This is a genomic window from Pantoea sp. JZ29 (genome assembly GCF_035190385.1).
In the GTDB taxonomy this organism is placed as follows: domain Bacteria; phylum Pseudomonadota; class Gammaproteobacteria; order Enterobacterales; family Enterobacteriaceae; genus Pantoea; species Pantoea stewartii.
This window is the reverse complement of record NZ_CP045241.1, coordinates 2208056-2223651: the sequence shown is the minus strand read 5'-3', so window position 1 is coordinate 2223651 and position 15596 is coordinate 2208056. Positions and strand designations below refer to the sequence as shown.

16 protein-coding genes are annotated in these 15596 nt (G+C 55.4%); 4 read left to right on the top strand and 12 right to left on the bottom strand.

The features are described 5' to 3' along the window. Window positions 1-24: 24 nt before the first annotated feature. The 3 genes from GC090_RS10335 to GC090_RS10325 form a co-directional block, all read right to left on the bottom strand. Entirely contained in the window at window positions 25-1257 is a 1233-nt protein-coding gene (locus GC090_RS10335; protein WP_058701896.1) for an MFS transporter, read from the bottom strand. A 120-nt stretch (window positions 1258-1377) separates the two neighbouring features. Then, window positions 1378-1815: a GNAT family N-acetyltransferase gene (locus GC090_RS10330; protein ID WP_054687733.1), complete on the bottom strand. Its 438-nt coding sequence runs from the start codon at window positions 1813-1815 to the stop codon at window positions 1378-1380. Further along, a complete protein-coding gene (locus GC090_RS10325; protein WP_110267494.1) occupies window positions 1812-3149 on the bottom strand; it encodes a glycoside hydrolase family 10-like protein in 1338 nt (445 codons plus the stop codon). The genes GC090_RS10330 and GC090_RS10325 overlap by 4 nt, the downstream gene beginning before the upstream one ends. A gap of 113 nt (window positions 3150-3262) precedes the next feature. Between GC090_RS10325 and GC090_RS10320 the strand changes: the two genes are divergently transcribed. The 4 genes from GC090_RS10320 to GC090_RS10305 all read left to right on the top strand — a co-directional run bounded on the left by GC090_RS10320 (window position 3263) and on the right by GC090_RS10305 (window position 7706). Next, the gene (locus tag GC090_RS10320; protein WP_072193741.1) at window positions 3263-3427 is read left to right on the top strand and encodes a DUF2256 domain-containing protein; all 165 of its coding nucleotides are present in this window, start codon (window positions 3263-3265) and stop codon (window positions 3425-3427) included. Window positions 3428-3570: 143 nt separating this feature from the next. Further along, the gene (locus tag GC090_RS10315) at window positions 3571-5901 is read left to right on the top strand and encodes an FdhF/YdeP family oxidoreductase (protein ID WP_033741674.1); all 2331 of its coding nucleotides are present in this window, start codon (window positions 3571-3573) and stop codon (window positions 5899-5901) included. A 304-nt stretch (window positions 5902-6205) separates the two neighbouring features. Beyond that, the gene (locus tag GC090_RS10310; protein WP_033741675.1) at window positions 6206-6919 is read left to right on the top strand and encodes an MgtC/SapB family protein; all 714 of its coding nucleotides are present in this window, start codon (window positions 6206-6208) and stop codon (window positions 6917-6919) included. Window positions 6920-7172: 253 nt separating this feature from the next. Continuing rightward, window positions 7173-7706, top strand: a complete 534-nt coding sequence (locus tag GC090_RS10305) for a C40 family peptidase (RefSeq protein WP_006119158.1) — start codon at window positions 7173-7175, stop codon at window positions 7704-7706. A 772-nt stretch (window positions 7707-8478) separates the two neighbouring features. Here the strand turns inward: GC090_RS10305 and GC090_RS10300 are convergent. The 9 genes from GC090_RS10300 to GC090_RS10260 all read right to left on the bottom strand — a co-directional run bounded on the left by GC090_RS10300 (window position 8479) and on the right by GC090_RS10260 (window position 15588). Beyond that, window positions 8479-8865: a hypothetical protein gene (locus GC090_RS10300; RefSeq protein ID WP_058701894.1), complete on the bottom strand. Its 387-nt coding sequence runs from the start codon at window positions 8863-8865 to the stop codon at window positions 8479-8481. A 225-nt stretch (window positions 8866-9090) separates the two neighbouring features. Beyond that, window positions 9091-9501 carry a VOC family protein gene (locus tag GC090_RS10295; protein ID WP_058701893.1) on the bottom strand — a complete coding sequence of 137 codons (411 nt, stop codon included), beginning with the start codon at window positions 9499-9501 and terminating at the stop codon, window positions 9091-9093. Between the two features lie 151 nt (window positions 9502-9652). Beyond that, entirely contained in the window at window positions 9653-10099 is a 447-nt protein-coding gene (locus GC090_RS10290) for an NUDIX hydrolase (protein WP_324019665.1), read from the bottom strand. Window positions 10100-10143: 44 nt separating this feature from the next. Continuing rightward, window positions 10144-11340: an ABC transporter substrate-binding protein gene (locus GC090_RS10285; protein ID WP_324019664.1), complete on the bottom strand. Its 1197-nt coding sequence runs from the start codon at window positions 11338-11340 to the stop codon at window positions 10144-10146. Between the two features lie 4 nt (window positions 11341-11344). Further along, a complete protein-coding gene (locus GC090_RS10280) occupies window positions 11345-12364 on the bottom strand; it encodes a CobW family GTP-binding protein (RefSeq protein WP_324019663.1) in 1020 nt (339 codons plus the stop codon). A gap of 20 nt (window positions 12365-12384) precedes the next feature. Next, window positions 12385-12669, bottom strand: a complete 285-nt coding sequence (locus GC090_RS10275) for a hypothetical protein (RefSeq protein ID WP_006119159.1) — start codon at window positions 12667-12669, stop codon at window positions 12385-12387. Window positions 12670-12681: 12 nt separating this feature from the next. Continuing rightward, the gene (locus tag GC090_RS10270) at window positions 12682-13428 is read right to left on the bottom strand and encodes an SDR family NAD(P)-dependent oxidoreductase (protein WP_033741687.1); all 747 of its coding nucleotides are present in this window, start codon (window positions 13426-13428) and stop codon (window positions 12682-12684) included. A 9-nt stretch (window positions 13429-13437) separates the two neighbouring features. Beyond that, a complete protein-coding gene (locus GC090_RS10265; protein ID WP_006119161.1) occupies window positions 13438-14211 on the bottom strand; it encodes an SDR family NAD(P)-dependent oxidoreductase in 774 nt (257 codons plus the stop codon). A 9-nt stretch (window positions 14212-14220) separates the two neighbouring features. Beyond that, window positions 14221-15588, bottom strand: a complete 1368-nt coding sequence (locus GC090_RS10260) for an MFS transporter (protein ID WP_324019660.1) — start codon at window positions 15586-15588, stop codon at window positions 14221-14223. Between the last annotated feature and the right edge of the window lie 8 nt (window positions 15589-15596).

The following is a 15596-nucleotide window of genomic DNA, read 5'->3' as shown; positions in this document are numbered from 1 at the left end:
GCAGCCGGGTGCTGCCTGGACGTTTTACGCTTTTTTGTTTCGCGTGTCAGGCATCAGTAAGGTCACAAAGCCAAGCAGCGGTAAAAAGCCACAGGCGTTGTATACCGTGGTAATACCGTACCAGTCCGCAAATTTCCCCAGTGCGGCCGCGGCGATACCGCCAATCCCAAACATCGTGCCAAACATGATCCCGGCCACCATGCCCGTGCGACCCGGCAGCACCTCCTGGGCATAGACGACCAGCGCGGCAAACGCCGATGAAAACACCAGGCCAATGCAAACGGTTAACACCGCGGTCCAGAACAGGTTGGCGTGCGGCATCAGGAGCGAGAAGGGAATGACGCCCAGAAAAGAGATCCAGACCACCGCCTTACGTCCGATACGATCGCCCACCGGGCCGCCAACCAGCGTCCCAATCGCCACCGCGGCCAGAAAGGTAAACAGGTAAATCTGGGCTTCCGGCACCGGTAACTGGAAGCGCTCAACCAGATAAAAAATGTAGTAGTTGCTGATCGAGGCGATATAGGTGAATTTAGCCAGTAACAGCACGCCCACAACGGACAGCGCCAGCTTCACATCGCGCGACGACAGGGCGCGTAGTGACCGCTGGTTGTGCTTTTTCATGTGGGCATGACCGTGCTTCACCGTCCAGCGGCTGATACCTGACAGAATGATGACCGCAAACAGCGCGATCAGCATCAGCCAGCCCACCGCCAGCTGTCCGTGCGGGATGATCAGCATCGCGGCGACCAGCGGCGCAAAAGCGGTACCGACATAGCCGCCGACCTGGAAGGTGGACTGTGCCGTCCCAAATTGCCCGCCCGAAGCCATCCGTGCCACACGCGACGCTTCCGGATGAAACGTGGCTGAACCTACGCCGATAAGCGCCGATGCCATCAACACCACTGAGAAATGCGGCGCGATGGCCAGCAGCCCGATGCCGATGAGTGTCGCAACCATACCAGACGGCAGTAGCCAGGGCTTGGGATGTTTGTCGGTATAAAGACCAATCCACGGCTGCAGCAGCGAGGCGGTCATCTGATAAATCAGCGTGATCAAGCCAATCTGGGCGTAGCTGAGCGCGAAGTTGGTTTTCAGCAGCGGATAAATGGACGGCAGCATGGCCTGGATAAAGTCATTACAGCAGTGGGAAAAGGCCACTGCGCCCAGTATCGACATCACAATTTTCTGACTGTCATCAACGTTGGCGGCCAGTCCGGGCTGACTGGTTTTCACTTCACTTGAGTATTGAGACATGCGCATTTCCGTGTGGGAGGACTTTACGTTTATTGACGTATATTACGCCACGCAGCGAATGCGGTGCTGACAAAAGTGCTATTTTGGGCTGAATAGTAAAATATTTGTTAATGATTTGCGTCAGAGGGCTTTGATCAGACACACAGAAGCGGGCTTATCGACATAAGCGCCGTAAGGGGCGGTTTCCTGAAAATGGCAACGATGATAAAACGCCACTGCGCGGGTATTCACCCGGCGCGTTGAGCACCGCAGCGCGCGATAGCCGCGCGCGCGGGCAATCTGCTCAAGCGCGGCCAGCACGGCCGCGCCCGTACCGGGGATATCGCGGGTGGAAAACATGCGCTTCAGTTCGGCTGTCTCAGAGGAGACATGCACCAGCGCCCCACAGCCAATTGCCTTGCCCTGGCTGTCACGGGCCAGCACCCAGGTCGCCGCCTCAGGCGCGCTGAAGTGCTGTGTCCCCGCATCGCCAGTAAGGGCAGACAGTTCCGCTGACAGCCGGGCCGTCAGGACCTGTAACGCCGGGGTTGCTGCCTCGACAACCGCCACGGTTATCACGGCTGTTGCCCCCAGCGGCTGCGCAGGTAATTCACTGCTGGCTGCGTTTGTGGCTGATTCAGGTAGTCTTCCCGGAACAAAATCGTGCCGCTGACCTGCGGCAGGGAAGCGTTAAGGTCAAGCTGCCGTTTCAGTTCCGGCACGCCGCCCTGAATCGTCCATTCCGGCTCGTTTTTGGCGGGCACCCCGACTTTGTATAAGGCGATACCGATGTACAGACGCGTTTTAGTCGGCTTAACAACGTTAGCCCACCAGTTCGCCAGCACATCGTAACGGGCGGCGCTGCGTGAGAAGGGCCAGTAAATCTGGGGCGCAATATAATCCAGTAAGCCGTCCTGTACCCAGCGGCGCGTATCCGCATAGGACTCATCGTAGGCCGCCGCGCCGCGCGTATCTGAGCCGGCAGCATCGTGCGAACGGTTACGCCAGACGCCCGCCGGGCTGACGCCGAACTCCACCTGCGGCTTGAGCTGCTTGATCGTGTGAGAAACCTGCTCGATCAACAACTGTGTATTATGCCTGCGCCAGTCTGCCTTCGAGGCAAAGCCCTGACCGTATCGAATAAACGTCTGACTGTCGTTCAGGGGCGAGCCGGGCGACTCGGCGTAGAAGTAATCATCAAACTGCACGCCATCGATATCGTAGTGTTTTACAACTTCAGCCACGATGCTGGTTATCCAGTCACGCACATCCGGAATGCCGGGATCGAGCACGTAACGATCCCCCGACGTGCGAATCCAGTCACGATGCAGAACAAAGACGCTGGCAGGCTGCTGTGACAGGGTGCGGTTCAGCTCGGCGACCGTTGAGGGTTTGGTATTCACGGAAACGCGGTAGGGATTAAACCAGGCATGCACGCGCATACCGCGCTTATGGGCTTCATCCAGCATAAACTGCAAAGGATCAAAGCCTGGGTTCTGACCTGTTTCGCCTGTCATCATGTCTGACCAGGGCAGGATCTTCGATGCCCACAGTGCGGTGCCATCCGGTTTGACCTGAAAGAACACCGTATTGATTCCCAGGCTTTTCAGCTTGTCGAGTTTATCGGTCAGCGCACGCTTTTGCTGACTGACGCGCAGCGCCTCATCGCGGATATTCACCGAGGCGATCGGTGGCCAGTCGAGACGGGAAACCGTCGTCAGCCAGACGCCGCGTACAGGCACATTCTCCCGCACCGGTTGGCTGGTTACCGGCGGTTTACTGACGGTCGGAAAGGGCGTGACCAGCGATTTTGGCGGTTCCGACGAACAGCTGGCTAATAACAAAGCCGAGGCGGCGAACAGGCCGGCTCGGCGTCCCGTACGGGCGCGATAAACGTCGCGAAAAGTGGCGATGATAAACTCCGTGTCGCGTAGTCCTTAACTGGAACAGTATTCTGATCCTATTTGGCGTAAAGTCAATCAACCCGGCCTGTCTATACTTATCACCTGATGACAGGGGGCAGACGATGCACACTTTTAAAGGAAATAAACAGGGGCTACCGGTGCGCTACTGCAGGCAGTGCCATAAACCCATGACCTGGCGTAAAAAGTGGGCAAAATGCTGGGATCAGGTACTGTACTGCTCTGAACGTTGCAGGCGACAGCGTCGAAATACCGCTGACGGAGCATAACATTTTCGCGCGCCGCCTGGCTTTGCCGCCTCGGTGAAACATTTAGCAAAAGTTAACCTGAATTTTACACGACTGTTCTCACGCGCCGTTGCGATTACTGTACCAGGCTTAATAAAAACAAAAACAGTCAGTCTGGAGCAGCAATGAAAGAGCAAAACAGGACGGAAGGTGTGAAACCCTATGATGGCGCAGCGGGCGGCTGGGGTGCCCTGAAAGCGGTAGCAGGGGCGATTCGTGGTCAAATGGCCGTGAAACAGGACGTGATTGCCTTATTTAAAGTTAACCAGCCTGAAGGCTTTGACTGTCCCGGCTGTGCCTGGCCCGATCCCAAACACACGTCCTCCTTTGAGTTCTGTGAAAACGGCGCGAAAGCGGTGTCATGGGAAGCCACCAGTAAACGCACGACACCTGAGTTTTTCGCGGCCCATCCGGTCAGCGAATTGTGGCAGCGCAGCGCTTACGAGCTTGAAGGCGAAGGCAGGCTGACGCATCCAATGAAATACGATCCGGTAACGGATACCTATCAGCCCATCGAGTGGCAAACCGCCTTCAATGAAATTGGTGAGCGGCTGCGCAGTTATCACAATCCCGACAGCGTGGAATTTTATACCTCAGGACGTGCTTCCAACGAGGCCGCCTTTCTGTGGCAGCTGTTTGCCCGCGAATTTGGCACCAATAACTTCCCCGACTGTTCCAATATGTGCCACGAGCCAACCAGCGTCGGCTTACCTGAATCGATTGGCATCGGCAAAGGCACGGTAGAGCTGGATGATTTTGACCATTGCGATCTGGTGATCTGTATCGGTCATAACCCCGGTACAAACCATCCGCGCATGCTGGCCACGTTGCAGGAGGTGTCGAAACGCGGTGCGAAAATCGTCGCGATCAATCCGTTGCGCGAACGGGGACTTGAGCGTTTTACCGCCCCGCAAAATCCGGTACAGATGGTGACGCTGAGTTCAACGGAACTGGCGTCAACCTATTACAAAATCCGGGTTGGCGGTGATGCGGCCATGCTTAAAGGCGTGATGAAGTGCCTGATGGCGATGGATGAAGAGGCCAAAACCCGCGGCAATCCTGGCGTGTTTGACGCCGCGTTTATCGCTGAACATACGCAGGGCCTGGATGCCTTAAAAGCCGACCTTGAGGCGACGGACTGGGCGCATATTCTTAACGTTTCGGGTATGTCACGCGAACAGATTGAGCATATCGCGCAGCTTTACGCTAATGCTGAACGCACGATCATTTGCTATGGCATGGGAATTACTCAGCATCAGTACGGCACGCAGAACGTGCAACAAATTGCGAATCTGCTGCTGTTACGCGGCAATATGGGCAAGAAGGGCGCGGGCATTTGTCCGTTACGCGGTCACTCGAATGTGCAGGGCGATCGTACCGTTGGCATCACCGAAGTTCCCTCCGAAAGCCTGCTGAAGCGCATCGAAGCGGTCTTTGGTTTCACGCCACCGACAAAACACGGACACAGTGCCGTTAAGGCCGTTCAGGCCATTCGCGATGGTGAGATAAACGCGCTGCTGTGCCTGGGCGGTAATCTGGCCGAAGCCATGTCGGATCCACAGCAAACCTTTGCTGCGATGCGCAAGCTGGATATGGTGGTGCACATGGCCACCAAACTGAACCGCTCGCATTTGTTGCTGGCAAAACACAGCTATCTGTTCCCGGTGCTTGGCCGCACCGAGATTGACCAGCAACAGTCTGGCGCACAGAGCGTGACGGTTGAAGATTCCATGTCGATGGTGCACGCCTCACGCGGCACGCTCGATCCGGCGTCGCCTCATCTGAAATCCGAACCCGCGCTCATCGCGGGCCTGGCCAAAGCCACGTTGCCGGACACGGTCGTGGACTGGGACACGTTGACAGGCGACTACAGCCTGATTCGTGACGCCATCGAAGCGGTGATTCCGGGTTTTGACAACTTCAACGAACGTATTCAGCAGCCGGGCGGGTTCCGTTTACCGAATGGCGCGTCTGAACGTGTCTGGCATACGCCATCGGGCAAAGCACAATTCCTGGTGATGGAGGGCATCAATGAAGATCCGCGCTCGTTGAAATGTCATGATCTCGTTCTGACGACACTGCGCAGTCACGATCAGTACAACACCACGCTCTACGGGCTGGATGACCGCTATCGCGGCGTTTCAGGCCGCCGCGACATTCTGTTTATCAGTGAAAACGAGGCGGAGAAAAAGGGCGTTCGCATGGGCGATCAGGTTAACATCATTGCGCTGGACCCGGACGGCAATCCCACTCATCGCCGTCTCGATAATCTAACTATCGCAGTGCATGATATGGCCGAAGGATCGGTAGCGGCCTATTATCCTGAAGCTAACGTGTTAATTCCCTTAGACAGTTACGACACAAAAAGCGGTATTCCCTCCTATAAAAGCACACCGGTGAGGATGGAGCTGGCCCGCGCCGACGTGCCGGTTGAGGCGTCCGCAACGCGCCGTTAAACGTCCGTCCAGCTAAACCAATCCTGAACGAAGCGCCATCTGAGTGGAAATCCGCCCTCAGATGGCTATACAATCGCCGCGAATTTTACGCAAGAGGCAACCTACATTGGACACAAGTCCCGAACGATTACACCAGGCTTCTGCAGTAAGATAGTTTTGGCTGTCTTAACTGCACGTTAAGACGGCGGCTGTATCAACATCCTTCCCTGACGTGATGCGCTTTGCATCAACGCCCGCTGTAATCCATTTTATTCATCTTTGTTTTTCCGTACTGCGCCTGCCGCGCGGCGGAGAGAGGTTTATCATGGACTGGAAAATCTTTTTACTGCGCGTATCGGCCGCGCTGATTCTGGGTGCGCTCATCGGCAGCGAACGTCAGCTGCGTCAACGCATGACCGGCTTACGTACTAACGCGCTGGTCAGCACCGGCGCCTGTTTGTTCGTTCTGATGACGCAGTGTGTTCCCGGCATTGCCACCGACGCCACTCGCGTTGCCGCCTATGTGGTTTCCGGTATCGGCTTCCTGGGTGGCGGTGTGATTATGCGCGACGGATTAAACGTTCGCGGCCTGAATACCGCCGCCACCTTGTGGTGTACCGCGGCCGTCGGCGTCCTGTGCAGCATGGGGTTGTTACTCGAAGCCGCGATAGGTTGCATGGTGATTCTCTGTGCCAACATTCTGTTGCGTGAACTGGCGCTGGGCATTAATCGCCAGTCCATCGTGTCGGCCGACGAGGCAGTACAACATTACAAAGTGCAGATCGTTTGTCTGGCGCAGGATGAAGTTCAGGTGCGCAGTTTGATGCTGCATAGCCTGGGCAACAGCGGCCTGCGCCTGCAATCGCTCCACAGTGAAGATTTGGATCCGCCACATCGCATGGAAGTGAATGCCGAAGTGATGGGCCAACCCAGCATGACCGGACAGCTGGAAAGTCTGGTAAGCCGCATTAGCCTGGAGAAAGGGGTCAGTTCGGTGCGCTGGCAGGTATGCGGTCTGGATGCGAGCGAAAACGGATAGCACAAAAAACAGGCGCTGCTACGTGAATTCTGATAAAAGAGCAGGGGAGTTATGCGTCAGATTTCGCGTAGCGTTGTTATTTATTCGCGAAAATCCGTTTCCAGGTGCGCTTTTTTACGCTATATAAAGAGAGCCTGCCGTTTGAGTGTAAGGTTAAGTAAAGCAGAGCGTAGATATTTCTATAAGCGATTGAATGGGTTATAAAAGCCCTTAGCGTTGCTCACCTTGTTATCTTTACTGTGCGGATTATTCGATGAAGCGTAAAACCTCATTCTTTTTTCTTTCCGGCCTTATGCTCCTGCTTTCTGGTTGCAGTCATCATCACTCAGATGAACCCGAGGACACCGCCGCCGCCGACGCATCGCAAAACCCGGATTTGATTCCTATCGTCGCGGCGTTGCATGACCAAATGCACACCTGGCATGATACGCCGTACCAATGGGGCGGCACACAGCTGTCTGGCGTGGATTGCTCGGGCTACGTCTGGCGAACCTTGCACGATCGTTTCAATCTGCCAATGGACCGCGTCACCACAGCCGATCTGCTGCATATGGGCGTTCGTGTCACACCGGAACATCTGCAACCAGGCGATCTGGTGTTTTTCCGCATTGGTGGCGGCATGCACGTAGGCTTCTACGATACGGATAATCAGTTTATTCACGCGTCGGCCAGCAAGGGCGTGATTCGCTCATCACTGAACAACCCATACTGGAAATCGGTTTATTACCAGGCGCGTCGTCTGACGCGAGAATACGGGGCGCAGGTGACACTGAACAGAGCCAGCTAAGCGTGAATTATGCCAGGCAACGCTACGTGAAATCTGCCAATCCAGCACAGGGATAAGCGCCAGTTTTTTACGTAGCGTTGTTGTGATTTGTGGGTACAGAAGCGGACAAAAAGAAGCGGTGAGGCAGGAAAGGCGTAAACGGGCTGGCTGAGTGCGTAACTGGATATCTCATTTAACATAATATACATTATGCGTACTTTTATACATCAGGCTCCGATATGGGTTGTTCTGCGTCTTTTCCGGTTTTGCACCATTTTCTCTGCTTTTTCGCTTTGTCTTCGCTTCGCCTGATTATGTGCTCTCATATCTCGTCTTCAGGCCACATCAAAATCTGATGCCGTGCGCGTTGCCAGTTTAAGCAGATAACCGAGTCACCGCTGCAACTCATGTCTGTCACCCGAAACGCGCATCAGCCGTTCTTGATGACAACTCACCTGACGTTGAGAAAACATCTTACAGGCAGTGAATACCGGAAAGCGGCGACGTGATGTTTTGCCTGGTTCCATCGCTGAGGCTGATCAGCCACGAACTGACCTCTGCAACCTGAACTGACGCGGCTACGTAAAAATTAGCGTACTGAGGTACCGAAATCCCCACAACATTCACCCATATCGATTAATACGAAACGCTGTCTGATATCGGTACCCACAGATCTATGATGCCTGATGAAGGATATTAAAAGCCAACCCAGGGCCTGGCCCCGAATTTAGCAGTTTGCAAGGTGCTCACGTTGACTATTAACATCTCCATTGGCCTTCCAGGCAATGAATATTTAAGGATGTTTGAAAATTTGCGTCACATAAAACTGCGCGGATAATTGCGAGACGGGTTGCGGCAAAAGCGGATCAAAAAACAGACCATCGTGGTAAGCAATCCAGTGACGTGTCCCGGTTTTAACGTTATTCCAGCGACCATGAAAAATACCACAATCCGTCGGTACGCTGGCCCCGTTGTGTCTTTTATACGATACGTTCTCTAATCCCTTATAACCCAGAAATCTTTTCATTTGCGCGAGATTGACACGTTTCTTCTTGTCGCAGAAGCCATTTTCCATAGCAATTGACAACATCTCATCATAACTTTTTTGATGTAATCGGGCCATAACCGCGATACCACATCCTTCGTCGTCTGATGGCTGTTTAATATGCAAATACGTCATTTTAGGTTCTCCTTAACGCAATAGCTGATGTGAATTAACTAATATCGGCTTCTAAAGACGTTTCTTGAAAAAAATAACGATGTCGCGGTGTAATCACAACGCGTGTTATCAAAATATGGCGTGCCTCGAAAAAAGACCGCCCTTTTCTTTTTTATTCTGCGTTTAATGAGCATAGAGAGTGATGGTCAGTCTCAATTAACGTTACCGGACAAGGCAAGTGCCTGTTTATGGCCGATGCACGCTGTCCTCAAATATCGCCAGGTTTTCCTTCGCTTCCGCGTACTGATAAGACGTCAGTTCAATCTGATTTCCGTCAGGATCGCAAAAATAAACGGACATCGACACCTGATGATCGCTGACTGTATAAGGTATGGATTGCGCGACCAGGATGCGTAATAACTGACAGAAACACGTGGCATCCAGGCTAAATGCCACGGTGTTACCCGGCGGCTGATGGGTTCTTAAAAACAGCGATATTACGGCAGCATTATTTTTCAGCACCAGTGGACCGCCCTGCGTAAACCAAAACAGCAACGATTCATCGCGTGAAAAACCCAGCACCCGTTTATACCAGTGTTCTGCTTTCTTCAGGTCATGCACATAAATATGGACGTGGTCGATCTTGAGTAAGTTCACTTTCACCTCTTTGGTCAGGCGTAAAGAGAACCAGCATTAAACAGATTATGCCGTGATGCAAAAGCACGCGCACATAATAGCCTGCTATTTAACATAAATCAGAATTGCAAAAAAAAACGAGGCGAATTAATCAGAGCCGGTCAGAATGCATTCAGGTATATTGCAGAGGCAACAGGCTCATAATATTGGCGGGATAAACCGTTTCGGTTGTTTCACTGAGTGCTTTGAAGGTCCACCAGCGCGAACTGGCAATGACTGATTTCTCATTTTCACTCCAGCCCAGTGTGTTAATTTCGTTCCCTGCGGCAGTAACAATAAAGAACCGCTCATGTGCCTGCACGATCTCGCCCGAAGGCAGCGTCATGGCAAAGCATCGCTCACCGACAGACGGACCCACATCGGCCCGGTGAATGCCGGTTTCTTCATACAGTTCCCTGACCGCCGCCTGCTCAAAAGATTCGCCCTGCTCTACGCCGCCGCCGGGCGTTGCCCAGTATGCGCTGCCCGCCAGCGCATACTGCGAATGCACAAAACGAAACAGCAACACCTCATGGGAAGCATTCAGGATCAGTAACCGGGCCGAGCGGCGCGTGCGCATAGTCTCTTCCTTTTATTGGTGGCGTGCTCACGGATAAAGATTTTTCAACGGGGCCGCAAAAAATCCTGCCAGCGGCGCGTCAGATAGTTATGTTCATCCATCACGGCGTTCCAGACGGCAATGTGGCTCATCCGTTGCTCGTAACTTCCGCCATCGCGCACTTCCCCCTGGGGAATCAGCGGTGCGCCCCAGGCATCCAGCAGCACTTCGCGTGCGGGTTGACCACCGTACCAGAAATCCCATTCCGCTGCCGACAGATGCGTCCGGCTGCGTTCCGCGTTAGAAATGTAATAACCCTGCCGCGCCATGACCGCACCGGGCCAGCCAGACTGCCACCAGTTAAGGTAGTCGTAGGCCGCATCTTTGATTTTGCCGGTCGCACAGCGTGAAAGCGACATGCCGCCGTACCACGCACGGTAGCCTTCACGTGGTCGCGCCATTTTATAGCCGCGCTGATGGAAATGATGACGAAAATAGATGGGTGCCCAGAGACTTTGTACTTCAACCTGCTGATTGGCAATCAGGTCGCATGCCTCATCCTGCGATGCCCAGAAGGCCGCAAAATGGCCGTTACGGTGAAGGCGCGCCAGCTGTTGTGTTAACAGGTCGATCTCATCAAGCGTCAGATTACCGATATTCGCAAAGCGTGCCAGCCCGGCCCCCTGCATGGCCAGCGCCGCATCAATACCGCCCATGGCCGCATCTTCCTGTAGCGCCACCTGCCCCGTCAGCGAAGGATGTACCAGCCAGCCCCAGCTCTCTTCCTGCTGTTGCAGCACCGCAGGCAGCCGGTCGGCATGATAGGCAAAACTGTCCACGTTATGGGTAAGCGGCAACATGCTGATATGGTCACTCGCGTGGCTGCCTAAATGCATATCGCGCTGAACATACAGTCGCTCCGAAGGTACACTGCCATCGGCTAACGGCAGATCGGGACCTAGCCTGCCGGTTTTGGCCAGCGGCGTAATCTCGTCCCAGTATGTCAGTCGCTTGATTTCCAGCGGCTGGATTGCCCGGGCAGGCCAGACAAAATCGATATTGTGAAACCACTGATCGTAAAGGTCATAACTTTCCGGATGCATGACCGCAATGCGCTGGGCATCTTCCACGCTGTGCAGCAGATACTCGATGCGAATCCCCAGATCGCTTTCCGCACGGACACGCAACATTTCAAGCAGCGTGACCGAGGTGCCCAGTACGCGCAATGTCAGTTGATCGTTAACTTTCGCCGCAGCGTTCATTGTTTTACTTATCCTTTACCGCCTGCTGAAAACGGTTGAATCCCTGTTTCAGTCGCTCGGGATCCAGTCCGCGCAGAATAAACACCAGTTTTGAGGTATCGACATCGCCGGGCCAGTCATTCAGGTGAACGGGCGGATGTAACGTATGCTGTACGCCATGAATCACAACGGGTGAACTGCTGCCGCTGAAACGTAAGATGCCTTTCATTCTCAATACAGACTGACCATGGCTATGTAACAGCATTGACAACCAGATAGCAAACGCGGGCCAGTTCAGGGCGTTCTCTAAGGTGATCACGCAGGTTTGCGTAAGCGGATGCGGATTCTCGTCATGGGGTGCAAGACGATAACCGGACGCACCGGCTGCGCCAAGCCAGCGAAACCGCTGTTGCCCGCTGCCTTTTGCCAGGCGCAGGCCAAATAAGGGGTCCGGATCGGCCAGCGCCTGCACGGTGTCACTCAGTTCCGCCATAGGGTTCAGTCCGGCAATCCAGGCCTGAAGCGCCACGCGTTCGGTCTGTCCGATACGGTCGCATTTGCTGAGCAACAGCTTATCCGCCGCGCTGACCTGGGCTATCCATTCCGGTTGATGCATCGACTGCTGCCGGGCATGCTCGGCATCGACCAGCGTCACCAGCATGCCCTGACTGAAGTGATGTTTAAGCTGGGGATCGTGCAGCAATGTTGAGAGGATGGGCGCAGGATCGGCAAGGCCGGTGGTTTCCAGAATGACCTGGCTGAACGGCGGCAGCATGCCGCGCACGCGCCGTTCATAGAGATCCAGTAACGCCGTTTTCAGTTCGCCGCGAATCTGGCAACAGACGCAGCCGCTGGGCAGCAGCACCGTATCGGGCGCGACTTCATTCAGCAGATGATGGTCGATGCCCACCTCACCAAATTCATTAACCAGCAATGCAACGTCGTTCAGATCTTGCTGCGCCAGCCAGCCTTTCAGCAGCGTGGTTTTGCCGCTTCCCAGGAAACCGCTCAGGATATGCAGCGGCAGTTTTTGATCGTGCAGCATAGCCGCTCCTCTTGTATGCCTTACAGCGCCGCCAGCCAGGCTTCATCCAGTGGATCAAGCGGGCGTTTGGTGATCTTCTCGACCTCTTTCCACAACAGGTCCAGTGAATTCACCATCACCTGCTGACCGGTTGGGCTGGAGAGCACCCAACTGGCATGAAACTCAGTCAGCGTGAGCCGCCAGGGTTTAAGCGTTCGGTTGAGCAGCGCCAGCTGCTTTAACCGCAACTGGCGCTGGGGCAGATCGTTTTGTAGCGCATCGCTCCATTGCGGACCGCTGTCCAGTAAACCACAAACGCCGCACATATCGGCTTCTCCTCAGGGCATGACATCGCCGGAATTAGGGCCAAGCGTCTGGCCAACAAACAGGTTACCGCCGGGCTCACTTGCCAGCAGTAACGCTACCGGCGCGACCTCTTCCGCCCGGCCAAAACGTCCCAGCGGCAGTTCGGCTGCCTTGGCCGTTTTCCATGCCTGATTGATGCCATCGATAAGCGGCGTTTCAATCGGACCGGGCGCGATGGCGTTCACCAGCACATTATCTGCGGACACCTCCAGCCCCAGCGAGCGGGTAAAGCCTAATACGCCGGCTTTGGCCGCCGCATAATGGCTGAGTTCGGCACCACCTTTGATACCGAGCTGCGACGCGATGTTGATCACCCTGCCCCAGCGCTGTGCCAGCATGGACGGCAACGCCCGTTGCGTCGCCAGGAAGACACTACGTAAATCCACAGCCATCATCTCTTCCCACATGGGTAGCGTGATATCGGTACAGCGCGCCTGGGTCAGCATTCCGGCGTTATTCACCAGAATATCGATTCCGTCGAACTGCGCCAGGCAGGCATCCACGCCCGCCGTGGCACCTTCCACCTCGCCGACATCGGCCACAATGCCAAAACACGGCACGCCAGACTGGCGACAGTGATCAACCACCGTCTTGAGCTTTGTACTGTCGCGGTCAGTGAGTATCAGATGGGCACCTTCGCGGGCGAACAGCATCGCGATGGCCGCCCCGATGCCGCTGGCCGCGCCGCTGATTACACAACGTTTCATCCTGAGTTGCATGGGTTCTCCTTAATCCGGCCAGCGAACGGTGAGTCCACCGTCGACAATCAGACTCTGTCCGGTGAGGTAACTGCTCTCGTCGCTGGTGAGAAACGCGATGACTTTCGCCACTTCCTCGGCGCGTCCGACGCGGCCCAGCGGAATCGCCTTCGCCGCCTTCGCCAGCCCTTCCGGGCCAAGCGAATTATCCTTATCCAGCGACTGCGGCGTTTCAATCAGCCCGGGGATGATGGCATTACATCGCACCCCGCGCGGCGCGAGTTCGACGGCCAGCGAGCGGCAAATGCCGGGCACCGCCGCCTTCGCGGCGGCATAGTGCGCATGCGCCTGCCAGCCATATACACCGCCCGCAATCGACGACACCGCAACCAGGCTGGCCCCCGACTGAAGGTGGGCGGCAGCGGCACGGAACAGGCGCATCACGCCGGTCAGATCGACATTGAGCATCTCATCCCAGCGTGCGTCGCTCATCTCCTCAATCTCTGCCCGACGCAGAATGCCCGCATTGGCGACGACCGCGTCAAGCCGTCCAAAGTGCTGTACGCCTTGCGCAATAAACGCGTCCACCGAGTCGGTGGATCCGACGTTAAGCGGCAGCCAGAGCGCGTCACCGCCCGCCGCTTCAATCTGCGCGGCCGCGACGGCCGGATCGTGGGGATCCTGCGGATAATAGCCCGCTATCACCCGCACGCCTCTCTGGGCATACAGCGTTGCCAGCGCCAGTCCAATCCCACTTGCGGCTCCGCTGATCGCGGCAACCGGGGCTGTGTTTGCATTCTGCATAGGGTTTCCTTAGGCCTGAGGTTGAGTGGAGGCGGCGATGTGCGTATTCAGTTGCGTGACCGGCCGGGCGAACAGAATAATGATGCCCGAGACAAAGCACGGAACCGCACCAAACCACAGTGCCGCCTCCTGCCAGTGTCCACCCTGACTCAGCACTGAGGTAGTGCCGACACCGGCCACAATTGCGCCCACCGGTCCCATCGCCATAATTAATGCGCCCGCAGTAGCACGAATGGCGGTCGGGAAACTTTCACTGATAAAGAACAGTGCGGCCGCATACGGACCAATCAGGAAAAACAGACCGACGCTGTACAGGGCCACGATGATGGCAAAGTTGTCCGGGCAGAACAGCATCGCGGCAAAGGCGATACCGCCCAGCATCCAGCCGGCCGCGATGGTGTTGCGACGACCGATGCGGTCACCGAGCCAGCCGTGTGCCAGATAGCCGCAATAGCCCACCAGGTTAGACAGAATCAGGATCAGTAAAGAGTTATTGAATGAGACCGCGTGGGTTTTGGTAATTACCGTGGTGCCCAGCACGCTGAAGATCTGAATGGCGAACCAGTTCAGCAAAATGGCAACACCCAGTACCAAGGTTGAGCGCAACGCCGTGCCGCGAAATGCCGAGGCAAAACCTGACTTCGGCTGATCTTCATACGGAACCTGATAGTCGTCTGCGACCTGGCGTGCATCTTTCTCTTTACCCTGCTCCCGCAGCGTTTTGATTTTCTTCTGCACTTCAAACTGAGGCGTTTCTTTCAGCTTCAGCGCCAGTAGCGCGATCACCAGCGACGGAAAGGCTGCGAAGATAAAGCTGCCCTGCCAGCCGATAATCGGCAGCAGAATCGCGGTCAGCGCCGAGGCCACCAGCGCACCGACCGGCCATCCGCCCTGCACCAGGCTGTAGACAAATCCCTTCCGTTTGTTGAGTTTGGGATCGTCCAGCGCAGTATAGAGTTCTGATAAATAGGTGGCGTTAACCGTTTGCTCTGCATAACCCAGACCGGCAACGGAGCGAATGGCGGTCAATGCGCCCTTACCCCATAATCCCCCTATTGCGGTCAGCAGCGAACACAGGGCCGCGCCTCCCACGGTAATAACGATGCCCATGCGCCGTCCCAGGCGATCCACCAGCGGGCCAATGGCCAGAGCGATCACTGCCCCACCAAACGCGACCCAGGTAGCAATTTCAGACTGTTCAACTTCGCTCCAGCCAAAATGACCGCCGATCTCCGGCAGCAAGGTGCCGAAAAGGATGAAGTCATAGACGGCGAAGATCCAGGCGAAGAAGGCGATCCATGTAGCGAATTTGACATCCCTGGTGGTTAACTGCTGGGGCTGCCAGCCGTTAACGGATTTTTTTTTGTAGATGCTCATGTCGTGAT

Coding starts and splice junctions, on each gene's coding strand:
- GC090_RS10335 (WP_058701896.1), bottom strand. CDS start 1,257: ATGTCTCAATACTCAAGTGAAGTGAAAACCAGTCAGCCCGGACTGGCC.
- GC090_RS10320 (WP_072193741.1), top strand. CDS start 3,263: ATGCACACTTTTAAAGGAAATAAACAGGGGCTACCGGTGCGCTACTGC.
- GC090_RS10315 (WP_033741674.1), top strand. CDS start 3,571: ATGAAAGAGCAAAACAGGACGGAAGGTGTGAAACCCTATGATGGCGCA.
- GC090_RS10310 (WP_033741675.1), top strand. CDS start 6,206: ATGGACTGGAAAATCTTTTTACTGCGCGTATCGGCCGCGCTGATTCTG.
- GC090_RS10305 (WP_006119158.1), top strand. CDS start 7,173: ATGAAGCGTAAAACCTCATTCTTTTTTCTTTCCGGCCTTATGCTCCTG.
- GC090_RS10300 (WP_058701894.1), bottom strand. CDS start 8,865: ATGACGTATTTGCATATTAAACAGCCATCAGACGACGAAGGATGTGGT.
- GC090_RS10290 (WP_324019665.1), bottom strand. CDS start 10,099: ATGCGCACGCGCCGCTCGGCCCGGTTACTGATCCTGAATGCTTCCCAT.
- GC090_RS10285 (WP_324019664.1), bottom strand. CDS start 11,340: ATGAACGCTGCGGCGAAAGTTAACGATCAACTGACATTGCGCGTACTG.
- GC090_RS10280 (WP_324019663.1), bottom strand. CDS start 12,364: ATGCTGCACGATCAAAAACTGCCGCTGCATATCCTGAGCGGTTTCCTG.
- GC090_RS10275 (WP_006119159.1), bottom strand. CDS start 12,669: ATGTGCGGCGTTTGTGGTTTACTGGACAGCGGTCCGCAATGGAGCGAT.
- GC090_RS10270 (WP_033741687.1), bottom strand. CDS start 13,428: ATGCAACTCAGGATGAAACGTTGTGTAATCAGCGGCGCGGCCAGCGGC.
- GC090_RS10265 (WP_006119161.1), bottom strand. CDS start 14,211: ATGCAGAATGCAAACACAGCCCCGGTTGCCGCGATCAGCGGAGCCGCA.
- GC090_RS10260 (WP_324019660.1), bottom strand. CDS start 15,588: ATGAGCATCTACAAAAAAAAATCCGTTAACGGCTGGCAGCCCCAGCAG.